The sequence below is a fragment of the Polymorphobacter multimanifer genome, assembly GCF_014205635.1.
GTDB lineage: Bacteria > Pseudomonadota > Alphaproteobacteria > Sphingomonadales > Sphingomonadaceae > Sandarakinorhabdus > Sandarakinorhabdus multimanifer.
On sequence record NZ_JACIIV010000002.1, the window covers coordinates 98,767 to 113,964 of the forward strand.

Sequence of the window (15,198 nt, forward strand, 5' to 3'; positions counted from 1 at the left end):
TCCGGCCTGATACTTTCTCTCACACGTACGCGCGAGGGTGACGAGCGAGCCGCCCATGCGTCAAGCGAACAGAATTGTCACGCGGTTGCGATGCGACCCCCGGCATGGCGGGCCACGGCGCCCTCCAGCTCCAGATCGAGCAGCACATGCGCGACGACCGCCGAGGCAAGCCCCGACTGGCGAACAAGCTCATCGACGGCGACGGGGGCGGGGGACAGCAGCCCCAGCAGCAGCGGCCGGGCATCCGCAGGAGCTTCGGCTGCGACGGGCATGAAAGCGGCCCCGGCATCGGCAAGCTGGAAACGGCCGCCGAGCGTGCCGCCTGCGCCATGGGCATCGAACGCCGACAGCGCTTCGAGGACATCGGCGGTCGATTGCACCAGCGTGCCGCCTTCGCGGATAAGGGTGTTGCAGCCCTGGGCGCGCGGATCGATCGGGCTGCCGGGGACGGCCATAACCTCGCGGCCAAATTCAGCAGCCAGCCGTGCGGTGATGAGCGAGCCCGAGCGGGGAGCGGCCTCGATGACCAGCGTGCCGGCGGCGATTCCGGCAATGACGCGGTTGCGGCGCGGGAAGTGGCGCGCCTGCGGCTCCACGCCCGGCGGCTGTTCCGCGAGGATGAGGCCACCCTCTGCGAGTCGCGCCATGAGGGCTGCATTATCAGGCGGATAGGCAATGTCGATGCCGCCGGCGATGACCGCGACGGTGCCGCCGGCGAGAAGTGCTCCCTCATGCGCCGCGGTGTCGATGCCGCGTGCCAGGCCCGAAACGACGACCATGCCGGCTTCGGCAAGCTCGGTGGCCCAGCGACGGGCGAGGCGCATGCCGGCAGCCGACGCATTGCGCGCGCCGACGATGCCGATGGCGGGAGCCTCGAGCAGATCGAGCCGGCCATGGGCGGCGAGCATCGGCGGCGCCGTTTCGGTGGCGGCGAGCAGGGCCGGATAGGCGGGGGTGCCAATGAAGATGGCGGTGGCGCCGAGCGCTGCCAGCCGGTCCAGCTCGGCCTCAGCGGCAGCAGCGGTGGCGACTTCGAGCCGGCGGCCTCCGCGTGCTGCGAGATCGGGGAGCGCTGTGAGGGCGGCGGCAGCGTCGCCGAAGCGGGCAATGAGCTGGCGATAGGTGACCGGGCCGATGCTGGGCGTGCGGATGAGGCGCAGCCTTGCGACCGCATCGGCTGGGAGATTCATCCCTTGGCGCCGATCCGGCTTTCAGTGCCGGCGCGCAGCCGGACGATATTGTCCCGGTGCTTCCAGATAAGGATCGCGGCCATGATCGCCAGCGTGATCGCCGAATGAGTCTTGCCCATCGCGAGCGCAGCAAGCGGGGCAGCGACGGCGGCCGCCATGCCGCCGACCGAGGAGAAGCGGGTGAGCAGGGCGCCGCCGAGCCAGGTGAGAAGTGCCGCCAGCCCGGCAAGCGGCACCGCGGCGAGCGCCACGCCGAGCAGCGTTGCCACGCCCTTGCCACCGCGGAACTTGAGCCACACAGGCCAGACATGGCCGATGAAGGCGGCAAGCCCGGCGAGCATTGCGGCACCATCGCCCGCGAAATACCGCGCCAGCAGGACGGCAGCGGCGCCCTTGCCGGCATCGAGCAGCAGCGTGGCGGCAGCGAGCCGCTTGTTGCCGGTGCGCAGCACATTGGTGGTGCCGATGTTGCCCGAGCCGACGCTGCGGATATCGATGCCGATCATCCGCGTCAGCAGCAGCCCGAACGGGATCGAGCCGAGCAGATAGCCCGGCAGAAACCAGATGAGTTGCGCCCCGTCCACGGAACCCAAGCTAGCCGCAATTGAAAGCCCGCGCCAAGGCCTTATGCTGGCGTGACGATGGGGGTGATGACGATGCGGGTTCGGGTTCTGGTGGTGACGATGCTGGCGGTGCTGGCCGCTCCCGCGTTCTCGCAAGCGATGCTGCCGCTTGCCGATCGCAAGGCCAGCGAGGGCGAGGGACCATATCCCAGCCTGGTCATCCGTGGGGCGACGATCATCACCGGCAACGGCGGGCCGCCCTATGGGCCGGCGGATATCGTGATCAAGGACGGCCGCATCGCCGAGATTCGTGGTGCCGGCACGCCGGGGCTGCCGATGAAGCCCGGCCGGCCGCCGGCGGGCGCCACCCGCGAGATCGACGCCAGCGGCATGTTCGTGATGCCGGGCTTTGTCGACATGCACGGCCACCAGGGCGATGCGCAGAAGATGCCCGACCCGAGCTATGCCTATCGGCTGTGGCTGGCGCATGGCGTGACGACGATTCGCGGCAACCCGCTCTACGGTGGCAATGCTGCCCTGGCGCTCGACGACAAGCGGCGTGCAGCGGCGGGGACAATCTCGGCGCCGCGGATTTTCGTTTATCAGACGCTGGGTTCGGGCTGGACCGGCGGGCGCGTCCAGACGCCCGAAAAGGCGCGCGAATGGGTGCGCTGGGCGGCGAAAGCCGGCATTGATGGCATCAAATTCTTCAATCGCGGCGACGAGACGCCGGCGATCGTGCGCGCTGCGATCGATGAAGCGAAGAAGGTCGGGCTGGGCACGGTGGCGCATCTGAGCCAGCCCAATATCGCCGAGTTCAACGGTCGTGACGCCGGGGACGCCGGGCTGAACACGATCACGCATTTTTACGGACACTTTGAATCGATGCTCAAGGACAGGCGGGTGCAGGACACGCCGGCGGATTATAATTTCAACAACGAGCAGCAGCGCTTCGGTGGCATCGCCGAAATCTGGAACCAGATCCACGAGCCCGGCGGGCCCGAGTGGAAGGCGTATCTGGCGGCGCAAAAAGCCAACAAGGTCGTGTTCGACCCGACGTTCAACATCTACTCGGCATCGCGCGACCTGATGCGCGCCAAGAATGCCGATTGGCACGAGCGTTACACCCCGCCGATCTTGCGCGGCTTCTTCCTCTCCAACCGCGACAACCATGGCAGCTACTTCTTCGACTGGACGACGAAGGACGAGGTGAACTGGCGCAAATTCTATGAGCGCTACATGCGGCTGGTGAATGATTACAAGAACATGGGCGGCCGGGTGACGGCTGGCTCGGACCCCGGCTTCATCTGGCAGAGCTGGGGCTTCGGCTATATCCTCGAGCTCGAACTGCTGCAGGAAGCGGGCTTTGCGCCGCTCGAAGTGCTGCAGGCCGCCACGATCAACGGAGCCACGACGCTGATGGAGCCCAAGGGGATGGAGCCCGATTTCGGGCTGGTGCGGGTGGGGATGCGCGCCGACCTGGTGGTGACGAAGGAAAATCCGCTCGCCAATCTGAAGACGCTTTATGGCACCGGCACCGAGCGGCTGAACGATGCCACCAACACCCAGGAGCGGATTGGCGGCATCCGATGGACGATCCGCGACGGGATCGTGTTCGATGCGCCCGCGCTGCTCGAATCGGTGGCGCGCGATGTGGCTGCGGCCAAGGCTGCCGTTGCAGCCGCACCGGCAGCGCCCTAAAGCCGGGCCATGACCAAAAGGCTCAGCATCGCGCTTGCCCAGCTCAACGCGCGCGTCGGCGATCTGGCGGCCAATGCCGATGCCATTCTTGCCGCGCGTGCCAGCCAGCCCGATGCCGATCTGGTCGCCACGCCCGAGCTGAGCCTGGTCGGCTATCCGCCCGAGGATCTGGTGCTCAAGCCAGCGCTTGTGGAGGCAGCGGCGGCCTCGCTCGAGCGGCTGCGCGCGGTGACCGAGGATGGTGGCCCGGCGCTGCTCGTGGGGCTGCCGTGGCGCGCGGAGGGCCGGCTGCACAATGCGGCGGCATTGCTCGATGGCGGCAAGCTTTCGATCAGCCTCAAGCACAACCTCCCCAACTATGGGCCTTTCGACGAAGCACGGGTGTTCGTGTCCGGGCCGCTGCCGGGGCCGATGGCGTTTCGGGGCGCGCGGCTTGGCGTGCCGATCTGCGAGGATGTGTGGTTTCCCGATGTGCCCGAGTGCCTCGCCGAAACCGGTGCGGAGCTGCTGCTGGTGCCCAATGGCTCGCCCTATGAGATGGGCAAGGTGGACAAGCGGCTGTCGGTGGCGGTCGCGCGTGTGGGCGAGACCGGGCTGCCGATGGCCTGGCTCAACCGCATGGGCGGGCAGGACGAACTGGTGTTCGACGGGTCGAGCTTCGTGATGAACGCCGATCGCGGCATCGTCGTGCAACTGCCCGACTGGGAGGAGCGAACCGTGCTCACCCACTGGACCAGGCCGACCTTTTCCGGCCATTTCAGTTGCGAACCCGGCCCCCGCGCCGTGCTCGACGAGGACCCGGCGGATATCTGGCACGCCATGATCATCGGCCTGCGCGATTATGTGAACCGAAACGGCTTTCCCGGCGTGGTGCTGGGGCTTTCGGGCGGCATCGACAGCGCAGTGACCGCCGCGGTTGCGGTCGATGCGCTCGGCGCTGACCGGGTATGGTGCGTGATGCTGCCCTCCCCCTACACCGCCGACTTGAGCCTGGAGGAAGCCGCCGAGACAGCGAAGCGGCTCGGCTGTCGGCTCGACACCATCCCCATCGGCCCCGCCATGGGCGCGTTCGAGACGATGCTGGCCGACAGCTTCAAGGGCCGCGGCGCCGACACCGCCGAAGAAAATATCCAGTCGCGGATCCGCGGCCTCACGCTGATGGCGCTCTCCAACAAGTTCGGGCCGATGCTGCTCACCACCGGCAACAAGTCCGAGATGTCGGTGGGCTATGCCACCATCTATGGCGACATGGCCGGCGGCTATTCGGTGCTGAAGGACGTGTACAAGACCACGGTGTTCAAGCTCGCCCGCTGGCGCAATGCACACCGGCCGCGCCTCGCCCTTGCAGGATCGGAAGGCCCGCAAGGCATCGTGATCCCCGAGCGCACCATAACCCGGCCCCCTTCTGCCGAATTGCGCGCCGACCAGCGCGATGACGACAGTCTGCCGCCCTATGACCTGCTCGACCGCATCCTGATCGGACTGGTGGAGAACGACCAATCAGCAGCCGAGCTGGCGGCGCAGGATATCGACCCGGCGTTGATCGCGCGGATCGAACGGCTGCTGCATCTGGCCGAATACAAGCGCCGCCAGGCGCCGCCGGGTGTGAAGATCAGCCACCGCAACTTCGGCCGTGACCGGCGCTATCCGATCACCCATGGGTTCCGCACCGCTTGATTGCAGCGCCGAAGCGACAGCTGTATGAGCTTACTCATGCACCGTCGAATGTTGTTCCCCCTGCTCCTCGTCACCACAACGATGGCGTCTGCGCGCGACAAGCCGCTGCCGCCCCTGATGCTGCCGATGACGACGCCGGTGGTAACAATGACCTTCGAAGGCCAGCCGCTGCGCCTTCGTGTGGACCCCGGTGCCACCCGATCGGTCGAGCTCAACGCCAGTGCCGCGCGCCGGCTGGGGCTGGCCGACCCTGCATTTCGCATCGGGCGGCGCAAGCCCGAGCGAGGCCGGGCCACTATCCAGGTCGGCAAGGTGAAGCTGCGCGAGGATACCATCGACTTGCCGCTCGATTACGCCGGCCGCGTGCTGCCGCTCACGCTGGCGTGGAGCGATGCCGACCATGTCGACGGCGCCGACGGGCTGATCTCGCCGCGCCAGCTTCCGCACGATGTGGTGCGACTGGTTGCCCGCCCTGCTTCGCCGAATGACCGCACCACCGTGCTGCCGATGCGCTGGGAGGGCGGGCGCGGGCTGCTCGGCAGCTTGCCGCTGGGCCGCAACACGGTCGATATCGTGATCGACACAAGCATGGCGACAAGCGTGGCCACTGCGGCGGCGGCAGCTTGGCTGGCTGAGGCGCATGATGGCCGGCTGACCGGACCGCGCCGTGACCTGCGCATCAGCCGCGCCGTCGAGCGGCCGGTTCGCGATGTACGCTTCGGCCGGCCGGTCGATATGGCCGGTGTACGAATCGACCGTGTGGCAGCGCGCATCTTCGACTGGAGCGGCCGCACGACGATTCCCGAGGACACCGCACCCAGCGACGAACTGGTGGTGACCGGGCGGGTGGAAAGCCAGTCGCGCTGGGCCAAGCTCACCATCGCGCAGGACCGGCTGGCCGCCTGCGCCGAGATCGGCTGGCAGCGCGAGCCACTCCAGATCAGCCTCACTTGCCCCGCATTGCCCTGACGTTCGGCCTCGGGCAAACAACCGGAACCATTCGCCGAGGTGCCTTGATGTTCCGTTCCGTCCTGCTCGCCGCCACGCTGTTCACGACCCCGGCACTTGCAGCGCCGCTGCTGCCGACCGAGACCTTCACGCTGGCGAACGGCTTCAAGGTGATCGTGCATGTCGACAAGTCCGATCCGGTAGCGGCGGTGGCGCTGGCCACGCATGTCGGCTCGGCGCGCGAGACGCCGGGGCGCACCGGCTTTGCGCACATGTTCGAGCATCTGTTCTTCCTCGATTCGGAGAATCTCGGGACCGGCGGGCTCGACCGGCTGAGCGCGCGCATCGGTGGCTCGGGGGCAAACGGCAACACCGACCGTGACGTGACCATCTATGCCCAGGCAGTGCCCAATGATGCACTGGAGAAGATGATATGGGCGGAAGCGGACAAGCTCGGCTTCTTCATCAAGACCGTGTCCGAGCCGGTGCTCGCCAAGGAGAAGCAGGTCGTCAAGAACGAGAAGCGGCAGAGCTATGACAACCGCCCCTATGGCCAGATGGAGCTCATCATGGCCAAGGCGCTCTACCCCGCCAGCCACCCCTATAGCTGGCCGGTGATCGGCTCGCTCGCCGATCTCGATGCAGCGACGCTGGGTGATGTGCAGGATTTCTATGCCCGCTGGTACCAGCCCGCCAACAGCGCGCTGGTGGTGGCCGGCGATGTCGACCCGCAGCAGGTGCGTGCACTCGCCGAGCGCTATTTCGCCGAATACAAGTCGGCAGGCGATTTCGCGCGCGAGAAGCCGCGGCCAGCCGGGCTCACAACGACAAAGCGCCTGCAATATGAGGACAATTTCGCGCAACTGCCGCAGCTTGGACTGGGCTTTCCCGCACCGCCGATTGCCGACCCAGACTCCCCGGCACTCGAAGTGCTGCTCGAGCTGCTCACCGATGGCCGGGACTCGCCGCTGACCGCCGTGCTGGTGGAGGAAATGAAGCTGACCGAAAAGGTCGAGGCGTTCGTCTATGATGGCGAACTGGCGAGCGATGCCTTCATCCAGATTCGCGCCTTCGAGGGCACACCACTCGACAAGGTGCAGGCGGGGCTGATTACCGCCCTCGACCGCTTCGAGAAGAACGGCGTCGATGCGACGGCGCTGGCGCGGGTCAAGACCACGCAGGAGGCGGCCTTCTACCGGAGCTTTCAGGGCGTGCTGCAAAAGGCGGACAGCATTGCCCGCTACCATGCGATGACCGGGCGGACCGACTTCATCGATGACCGGCTGGAGCGGCTGCGTGCGGTAACCGCCGCGGATGTGATGCGCGTCTATGGCCGGGTGTTCCGCTCGGGGGGCGCGCTGCGGCCGCACGTGGCGGTGAGCGCGTTGCCGAAGGGCGGGGCGGTGCTGGCACTGGCGGGCTCGCAAAAGGCGGTGATCGAGGAGGAGAAGATCGTCCAGGGCGCCGAGGCCGAGGTCGACCCCAAGGCTGGGGTGAAGCCCTATGCGCGGACGCCCTCCAGCTTCGACCGCACGGTCGAGCCGCCGGCCGGCCCGCAACCACGCGTGCCGCAACCGGCGATCTGGACGGCAGCACTTGCGGGCGGGCTGCCGGTGTCGGGGATCGTCGACAACGAACTGCCGCTGGTCAGTTTCCAGCTGAGCATCGATGGCGGTCGGCTGCTCGATGATGTGAAGAAGCCGGGAGCGGCGAGCCTGCTCGCACAGATGCTCACCCGCGGCACGCGGACGAAGACCGCGGCCGAGCTGGAAAATGCTCTGAAGTCGCTCGGTGCCACGCTCGAGGCCGAGGCTGGGGATGAGCGGATCATCATCAGCGGCACCACGCTGGATCGCAACCTGCCGGCCACCGCCGCGCTGGTGGCCGAGGTGCTGACCCAGCCGCGCTGGGACCCGGCCGAGCTGGCGCTCGTCAAGGCGGCGACGCTTGCCGAGATCGCCGACAACAAGGCGCAGCCGGCGCAGCTGGCTGTGGCGGTGATGGCGCGCGTGACCTATGGCCCCGACCATATCCTGGGCCAGGACGAGCTGGGCACGCCGGCCTCGGTGGTGGCGCTGACGATGGACGACCTCAAGGCCTTTCATGCGCGCAACATCTCGCCGGCGAGTGCGCGACTGCGGGTGGTGGGTGCCGTCGACCAGGCGGCGGCGCAGGCTGCCTTTGCGCCGCTTGGCGCCTGGACCGGCAACCCCGTCGCCATCCCCGAATGGCCGCTGGCAAAGCGTCCCGAGGCGCCGGCGCTGTGGTTCCAGGATCTTCCCGATGCCAAGCAGTCGGTGCTGCTGTTCGGGAGCCCGGCGATGCGGCGGGCGGACCCGGACTATTATCCGGTGCAGGTGGCCAACTACATCCTCGGCGGCGGCGGCTTTGCCTCGCGGCTCACCCAGCAGCTGCGCGAGGGCAAGGGCTATACCTATGGCATCCGCTCGGGGCTTGGCGGGGGATCGCGTGAAGGCGGTTTCCAGATCTTCAGCCCGGTGCGTGCCAATGTCACCCTCGAAGCGGCACAGCTGGTGCGGGAGATTGTCCGGGACTATCCCGCCACTTTCACCGATGCCGATCTCGCGGTGACCAAGAGCTTTCTCGTGAAGTCGCGCGCACGGGCCTTCGAATCACAGGGCGCCAAGCTCGGGTTGCTTGCCGGCATCGGCGACCTGGGGCTGCCAGCCGATTTCGTGGCCCGCGAAGCCGAGGTGGTGGCGAGCATGACGACCGCGCGCGTTTCCGAACTGGCGCGCAAATGGTTCGATCCGCAGCGGATGACCTATGTGATCGTGGGGGATGCCAAGACGCAGGCGAAGCGGCTTGAAGCGCTTGGGCTGGGTCCGGTGCGGCCGGCGAACGGGCTGCTGAAAGAGTAGAGCCGGCGTCTATTTTTCGGCGATCCGCCCCGCCAGCCAGCGCGCCGCCTGTTCGGGCGTGCGCTTGTCAGTGGCGCGATCGACCTGCCAATTGGCCTGGCGCATCGCTTCCACCGCGATGCGGCCTTCGAGGGCCTGCAGGCGGCGGGCGAGATCGGGGCGGGTGGGACCGATGAGCAGCATGGCATCATAGCTCGGCAGCGCACCGGCGGGATCGGTGAGCAGCGTCAGGTCGTCGGCGGCGATGCGGCCATCCGACGAAAAGGCAGTCATCACATCCGCCTCGCCGCCTATGAGGGCGCGGACCATCAGCGTCGGCGTATAGGCGGTGAGGCGGGCGAAGCGCAGGCCATAGGCGCGCTGCAGTGCCGCCCATTCCTCGCGGCTCTGGAATTCGGTGTCGGTGGCGAGGCGCAGCCGGTCGGACTGGCGCGCGAGATCGGCGAGGCTGGCGATGCCGAGCCGTTCGGCATCGGTGCGCTGCATCGCCAGCGCATAGGCGTTCTCGAAGCCGAGCACGGCGGCGACTTGCACCTTGTGGCGCCTGGGCAGTTCGGTGCGCAACGTGGCGATCATGCTGGCGCGCGGGGCGACGTCGGTGCGTCCAAGGGCGTTCGACCAGAGCGTGCCCGAATAATCGACATAGAGATCGATGTCGCCGGCGGTGAGCGCGCGAAATGCCACCGCCGAGCCGAGGCCGGAGCGGACGGTGACCGCCAGCCCCTGCTCGCGCAGCCGCGAAGCGATCAACTCGGCAAGGATATACTGCTCGCCGAAGCTCTTGGCGCCGACCACCACCGGGCGCTCGGCGGTTTCGGGCGGGCGGGCATTCCACCACAGCGCAAGCACCGCCGCCACCATGGCAGCGAGCAGGGCGCCGCCCAGCCCGGCCTTGCGCCACTTGCGGGCGGCGATGCCGGTCTCCACCCGCCACAGCGCCATGTCGGTGATGATGGCAAGCGCCGCGGCGGCGAGGCAGCCGGTAACGACGAGCGCCCAATCCTCGAGCTGCAGCCCGGCGAAGATGAGGTCTCCCAAGGATTTCTGGCCGACGGTGGTGGCGAGCGTGGCAGCGCCGATCGTCCAGACCGCAGCGGTGCGCAGACCACCGATGATGATGGGCGCCGCCATCGGAAGCTCGACATGCAGCAGCCGCTGGCCGCGCGTCATGCCGATGCCATCGGCGGCATCGAGCGTGGCAGGGGGCACGCTCGCCAGCCCGTCCGCCCCGCCGCGCAGCAGCGGCAGCAGTGCATAAAGGGTGAGCGCCAGCATCGACGGCAGGAAGCCGAGCGCGGGCACCCCGAAGCCGGCCAGCCGCTCGGTGAGCGCGGACAAGGCGAGCAGCAGCGGATAAAACAGCGCCAGCAGCGCCAGCGCGGGCACCGTCTGCACCACGCCGGCGGCGGTGAGCACGGCGGCGCGCAGCCGGGGGCGCCCGGCCATCACCAGCACCACCGGCACCGCGATGAGCAGCGCCAGCCCGACGGCAGCGGCGCTCACGCCGAGATGCGCTGCCATCCGGTCGGGCAACATGCCGATCGCCCTGTCCCAGGCGGCGTTGGCAATCATGCCGCAGTCATTCGGTCAGACGCACCAGCCGCCGCGCCTGGTCGAGCGGCGAGGCGATGAGCGCCTGAACCGCCGGATGCGGATCAGCGACCAGTGCTGCCGGCGTGGCATCGGCAACGAGCCTGCCGCCGTCGAGCACGAGGATGCGCGTGGCACGGGTGAGCGCATCGGCCAGATCATGCGTCACCAAAAGCGTTGTCAGCCCCTGAGCCTTGTGGAGCGCTTCAATCCGGTCGGCGAGCTCGTTTCTGGTTTCGGGATCGAGAGCCGCAAAGGGCTCGTCGAGCAACAGCAGGCCGGGGCGTGCCGCCAACGCGCGCGCAAGCCCCACCCGGCTTGCCTGGCCACCGGAAAGTGCCGCTGGCATCCGGCTGGCGAAACTTTGTGGGAGTTCCACCAGATCGAGCATTTCCAGCACGAGACGGTCGCGCCCCTGTCGTTCCATGCCGTTCAGCCATGGCACGGCCGCGATATTGTCTCCAACCGTCCAGTGCGGAAACAGCCCCACGCCCTGCGCTGCATAGCCGATGCGCCGGCGAAGCTGCGGCCCCGGCTCGTTCGCGGCATCGGCGCCGTCGATCAACAGCCGGCCCGAATCGGGCGCTAGCAGGCGGTTGGTAATCCGCAGCAGCGTCGTCTTTCCGGCCCCCGATGCGCCGGTGAGTGCCACCAGTCCGCCGGCAGGCAGCACGAGATCGATGTCGACCAGCACCGGCCGGCCGCCACGCGAAATGTTGATCCGCTCATATTCGAGGGTGACGGCCATCGGAGGTTGTTGCCGGTCTGGCGCGGCTTCGGCAAGGGTGCGCGGCCGCACATGGCGCAAGGTCATTGGCAATCACGCCGATCGGCCGCTAAAGCGAAGCTGATTGCTCGTCACAATCCAAACCAAAGGCTCTGCTTCGCGCATGTTTCTTGATCCTCGCCTGCGCCTGCCGCTTGCCTTTGCCGCCGGGGTGGCAACGGCGCTGGGCTTTGCGCCAACCGACTTCTGGATCCTCGCCATCCTCGGCACTGCCATGCTCGTGGGGTTGGTCGATACCGCCCCCTCACGCCGCAACGCTGCTGCAACAGGCTGGGTCTGGGGCTTTGCGATGTTCGCCACCAGCCTCACCTGGATCGCCACCGCCTTCACCTTCCAGTCGGCCATGCCGGCGGCGATGGGCTGGGTAGCCGTGCTCGGCCTATCTGCATTCCTCGCGCTTTATCCGATGATTGCGTCTGTGGCGGCACGCGCGTTGCCGCAGCCCGGGCTGGCGCGGCTTTTGGTGCTCGCCGGTGCCTTCATGATTACCGAATGGCTCCGCGGCGTGCTGTTCAGCGGCTTTTCCTGGAACCCGCTGGGGGTGGCCTGGCTGGCGTCACCAGGCATCGCGCAGCTGGCGCGTGACATCGGGGCTCAAGGACTGAGCGGCTTGATGGTGATCGCCGGCGGGGGACTGTGGCTGCTGCTCGGGCCGCAGCGCACCCTCACCCAGCGCGGGGTGGGCGTTGCCATTGCCGCCTTCATGCTGCTCAGCGGCCTGATCGGTCGAACCTATATCCAGAACGTCTATTTCCCCGACAATCCGACCCTTGTCATCGTGCAGCCGAACATCGGCCAGGACGAGAAATATGATGAGGGCGCCAACGCCAGACATCTGGAGCGTTACCTCGCGATCACTCGCGAGGCGGTGGCCGATTCGACAATGGGCGGAGCGGTGGAAGAGGAACGTTCGGACCAGCAAGCTGCAGCCCCGTTCGCGGGCGTCGACGAGAACGCGGAGCGCAGCGGCGGTGACCAGAATCCGCCAGAGCAGGAAGTGGGCAGCACGATTTCCGAAACGCTTGCCGGCGCCGATCTGGCAGAGCGACCCAATCTGGTGATCTGGTCCGAATCCGCCGTGTTCGGGCTCCCGGAGGAAGACCCTGCGCTGCGCCGCAAACTTGCAACCGTGTTGCGGCCACGCGATCTGCTGCTGTTCGGCGGCGTTGCTGCAGAGCGGGATGCCGCAGGCAACATCGACAAGCTGCGCAACAGCCTTTTCGTGCTCGATGCGAGCGCACGGATCTTGGCGCGCTATGACAAGGCACATCTGACGCCCCTTGGCGAATATGTTCCGGCGCGCGGCATCATGGAGACGATCGGCCTGGCGCGGCTTGCACCCGGCGGCATCGATTTCGCGCCTGGGCCGGGACCGAAGACGTTCTCCCTGCCCGGCATCCCGCCGTTCAGTGCGATGATCTGCTACGAGATCATCTTTGGCGGCCGCGTGACCGAATATGGCCAGCGCCCAGCATGGATCGTCAACATATCGAACGATGCATGGTTCGGCCCCACTGGCCCGCCGCAGCATCTGGCACAGGCACGGCTGCGCTCGATCGAGGAAGGGCTTCCGCTGGCCCGCGCCACGCCGACCGGCATCAGCGCGGTGATCGGGCCGTCAGGGGGCATATTCGCGCAGCAGGACGCCGGCATCAGCGGCTTCATTCGCACCACGCTGCCGCCGCCACTTCCGGCCACACCCTATGCCATCTACGGCGATCAAATCCCCCTCGGCCTTTCCGGGCTGCTGCTGATCTCGGGCGTCGTGCTGTGGAGGCGCAGAACGGTCCTGTAAGCCGGCAAGCGAAAGCTTTGCTTTCATATAAAGCAATCTTTATGCCCCTTGCGTAGCGACCAGACGGCATGTAGCACCCCTGCAAACTCCAGAGGTGGGATTCGAACATGACACGCACTTCCTTCATTTTCACCAGCGAGTCTGTGTCCGAGGGGCACCCGGACAAGGTGGCCGACCAGATTTCGGACGCAGTGGTCGATCTGTTCCTGTCGAAGGACCCGCAGGCGCGGGTGGCGTGCGAGACACTCACCACCACCAACCGTGTGATCCTTGCCGGCGAAGTGCGCGGGTTGGGCATGATCGATTCCGAGGGAAACTGGGCGGAAGGCGCGCAGGAAGAGATCCAGACCGTGGTCCGCCAGGCGGTGAAGCGCATCGGCTATGAGCAGGACGGCTTTCATTGGCAGAACCTGCACTTCGAGAATCATCTGCACCCGCAGTCGGCGCATATCGCCCAGGGAGTCGATGCCAGCGGCAACAAGGACGAGGGTGCCGGGGACCAGGGCATCATGTTCGGCTATGCGACCGATGAGACCCCCGATTACATGCCGGCCACGCTCTATTATTCGCACAAGATCCTCGAGCGGATGGCCACGGACCGGCACTCGGGTGCTGCTCCCTTCCTCGAGCCCGACGCGAAGAGCCAGGTGACGCTGCAGTATGAGAATGAAGTGCCGGTGCGCGCGATGGCCCTCGTCGTTTCCACCCAGCACGCAGTTGACTATTGCCTCCCTTGGGAAAACACGAAGGCCGATGGCACGGTCGAGAGCGGTGGCGATGCCGCCAAGTACAAGACGCTTCGCGACTATGTGATGGGCGTGTTCAACGATGTGCTGCCCGCCGGCTTCATCACCGACGACACGGTTATCCATGTGAACCCCACCGGCCGCTTCGAGATCGGCGGACCCGACGGCGATGCCGGCGTGACTGGTCGCAAGATCATCGTCGACACCTATGGCGGCGCATCCCCGCACGGTGGCGGCGCCTTCAGCGGGAAGGATCCGACCAAGGTCGATCGCTCGGCGGCCTATATTACCCGCTACCTCGCAAAGAACATCGTGGCGGCCGGGCTTGCCAAGCGCTGCACCATCCAGCTGAGCTATGCCATCGGCGTCGCCGAACCGCTGTCGATCCATGTCGACCTGCATGGCACCGGCACCGTGGCCGAGGCGCGGATCGAAGCGATCCTGGCAGATAGCGCCAAGCTCGGCTTCGCGCTCACCCCGCGCGGCATCCGCACCCGGCTCGGCCTCAACAAGCCGATCTACCAGCGGTCGGCAGCCTATGGGCATTTCGGCCGCACGCCCGATGACGAGGGCGGCTTCTCCTGGGAACGGCTCGATCTGGTCGATACACTGAGGGGCGCTATCTGACTGCGTCCGACCCCACCACCATCCGCCGCCTCTACGGTCGCCGCGCCGGCCACAAGCTGCGCATCGGCCAGGCGGCGATGCTCGAAGCCGATCTGCCCGATCTCGAGATTGCCGTCGAAGGCCCGGTGACGGCCGAGACAGTGTTCGGCGATGCGCGCCCGCTGTGGCTTGAGATCGGCTTCGGCCGCGGCGAGCATATGGTGGCACAGGCCGCCGCGCATCCGCATGTCGGCATCATCGGCGCCGAGCCGTTTCTGGATGGCGTGGTGGGGGCGCTCGCCGGCATCCGCGAAGCGCGGGTGGACAATGTGCGGCTGCACCATGGCGATGCGCTCGATGTGCTCGACCGGCTGCCGCCCGCCAGCCTTGACCGCGCCTTCCTGCTGCATCCCGACCCCTGGCCCAAGGTGCGCCATGCCAAGCGCCGCTTCGTCAACCCGGGGCCACTCGCGCTGCTGGCACGGGCGCTGAAGCCGGGGGCGGAGCTGCGGGTCGGCACCGACCATCCGGTCTATTGCCACTGGACGCTGATGCAGATGCAGCACACTGCCGATTTCGAATGGCTTGCCAGCAGCCCGGCGGACTGGGACCACCGCCCTGCCGACTGGCCGCCGACCCGCTACGAGCAGAAGGCGCTGCGCGAGGGCAAGCAAGTCTGGTATTTCCGTTATCGCCGCATCGGCTAAGCTCGG

The 15,198-nt window shown here is 67.3% G+C and carries 11 protein-coding genes; 7 read left to right on the top strand and 4 right to left on the bottom strand.

Annotation, left to right across the window (positions count from 1 at the left end; genetic code table 11):
- Nucleotides 1-77 precede the first annotated feature (77 nt).
- On the bottom strand, nt 78-1,190 hold the full coding sequence (gene dprA / locus FHS79_RS01540; RefSeq protein WP_184194334.1) for a DNA-processing protein DprA: 1,113 nt from the start codon (nt 1,188-1,190) through the stop codon (nt 78-80).
- Nucleotides 1,187-1,774, bottom strand: coding sequence for a glycerol-3-phosphate 1-O-acyltransferase PlsY (gene plsY / locus FHS79_RS01545; RefSeq protein ID WP_341534398.1), 588 nt, complete (start codon nt 1,772-1,774; stop codon nt 1,187-1,189). Before plsY ends, dprA begins: the two co-directional genes overlap by 4 nt.
- A 66-nt stretch (nt 1,775-1,840) precedes the next feature.
- Here plsY and FHS79_RS01550 point away from each other — a divergent pair, with 66 nt between their 5' ends.
- The 4 genes from FHS79_RS01550 to FHS79_RS01565 are packed head-to-tail and all read left to right on the top strand — an operon-like array spanning nt 1,841 to nt 8,961.
- Entirely contained in the window at nt 1,841-3,454 is a 1,614-nt protein-coding gene (locus FHS79_RS01550) for an amidohydrolase family protein (RefSeq protein ID WP_308430087.1), read from the top strand.
- A 9-nt stretch (nt 3,455-3,463) separates the two neighbouring features.
- On the top strand, nt 3,464-5,131 hold the full coding sequence (locus tag FHS79_RS01555; RefSeq protein ID WP_184194340.1) for an NAD+ synthase: 1,668 nt from the start codon (nt 3,464-3,466) through the stop codon (nt 5,129-5,131).
- Between the two features lie 36 nt (nt 5,132-5,167).
- A complete protein-coding gene (locus FHS79_RS01560; RefSeq protein ID WP_184194343.1) occupies nt 5,168-6,100 on the top strand; it encodes a pepsin/retropepsin-like aspartic protease family protein in 933 nt (310 codons plus the stop codon).
- Nucleotides 6,101-6,147: 47 nt separating this feature from the next.
- Nucleotides 6,148-8,961: a M16 family metallopeptidase gene (locus tag FHS79_RS01565; RefSeq protein WP_184194346.1), complete on the top strand. Its 2,814-nt coding sequence runs from the start codon at nt 6,148-6,150 to the stop codon at nt 8,959-8,961.
- Nucleotides 8,962-8,970: 9 nt separating this feature from the next.
- Here the strand turns inward: FHS79_RS01565 and FHS79_RS01570 are convergent, their stop codons facing one another.
- Nucleotides 8,971-10,533: an ABC transporter permease/substrate-binding protein gene (locus FHS79_RS01570; protein ID WP_184194349.1), complete on the bottom strand. Its 1,563-nt coding sequence runs from the start codon at nt 10,531-10,533 to the stop codon at nt 8,971-8,973.
- Between the two features lie 7 nt (nt 10,534-10,540).
- Entirely contained in the window at nt 10,541-11,299 is a 759-nt protein-coding gene (locus FHS79_RS01575; RefSeq protein WP_184194352.1) for an ATP-binding cassette domain-containing protein, read from the bottom strand.
- 142 nt (nt 11,300-11,441) lie between these two features.
- On the opposite strand from FHS79_RS01575, the gene lnt reads away from it, so the two are divergent.
- The 3 genes from lnt (at nt 11,442) to trmB (ending at nt 15,192) form a co-directional block, all read left to right on the top strand.
- Nucleotides 11,442-13,133, top strand: a complete 1,692-nt coding sequence (lnt, locus tag FHS79_RS01580) for an apolipoprotein N-acyltransferase (protein ID WP_184194355.1) — start codon at nt 11,442-11,444, stop codon at nt 13,131-13,133.
- 107 nt (nt 13,134-13,240) lie between these two features.
- Nucleotides 13,241-14,506, top strand: a complete 1,266-nt coding sequence (locus FHS79_RS01585; protein WP_184194358.1) for a methionine adenosyltransferase — start codon at nt 13,241-13,243, stop codon at nt 14,504-14,506.
- Complete coding sequence (gene trmB, locus FHS79_RS01590; RefSeq protein ID WP_184194655.1) at nt 14,503-15,192, top strand: tRNA (guanine(46)-N(7))-methyltransferase TrmB; 690 nt, start codon at nt 14,503-14,505, stop codon at nt 15,190-15,192. The genes FHS79_RS01585 and trmB overlap by 4 nt, the downstream gene beginning before the upstream one ends.
- Nucleotides 15,193-15,198 lie beyond the last annotated feature (6 nt).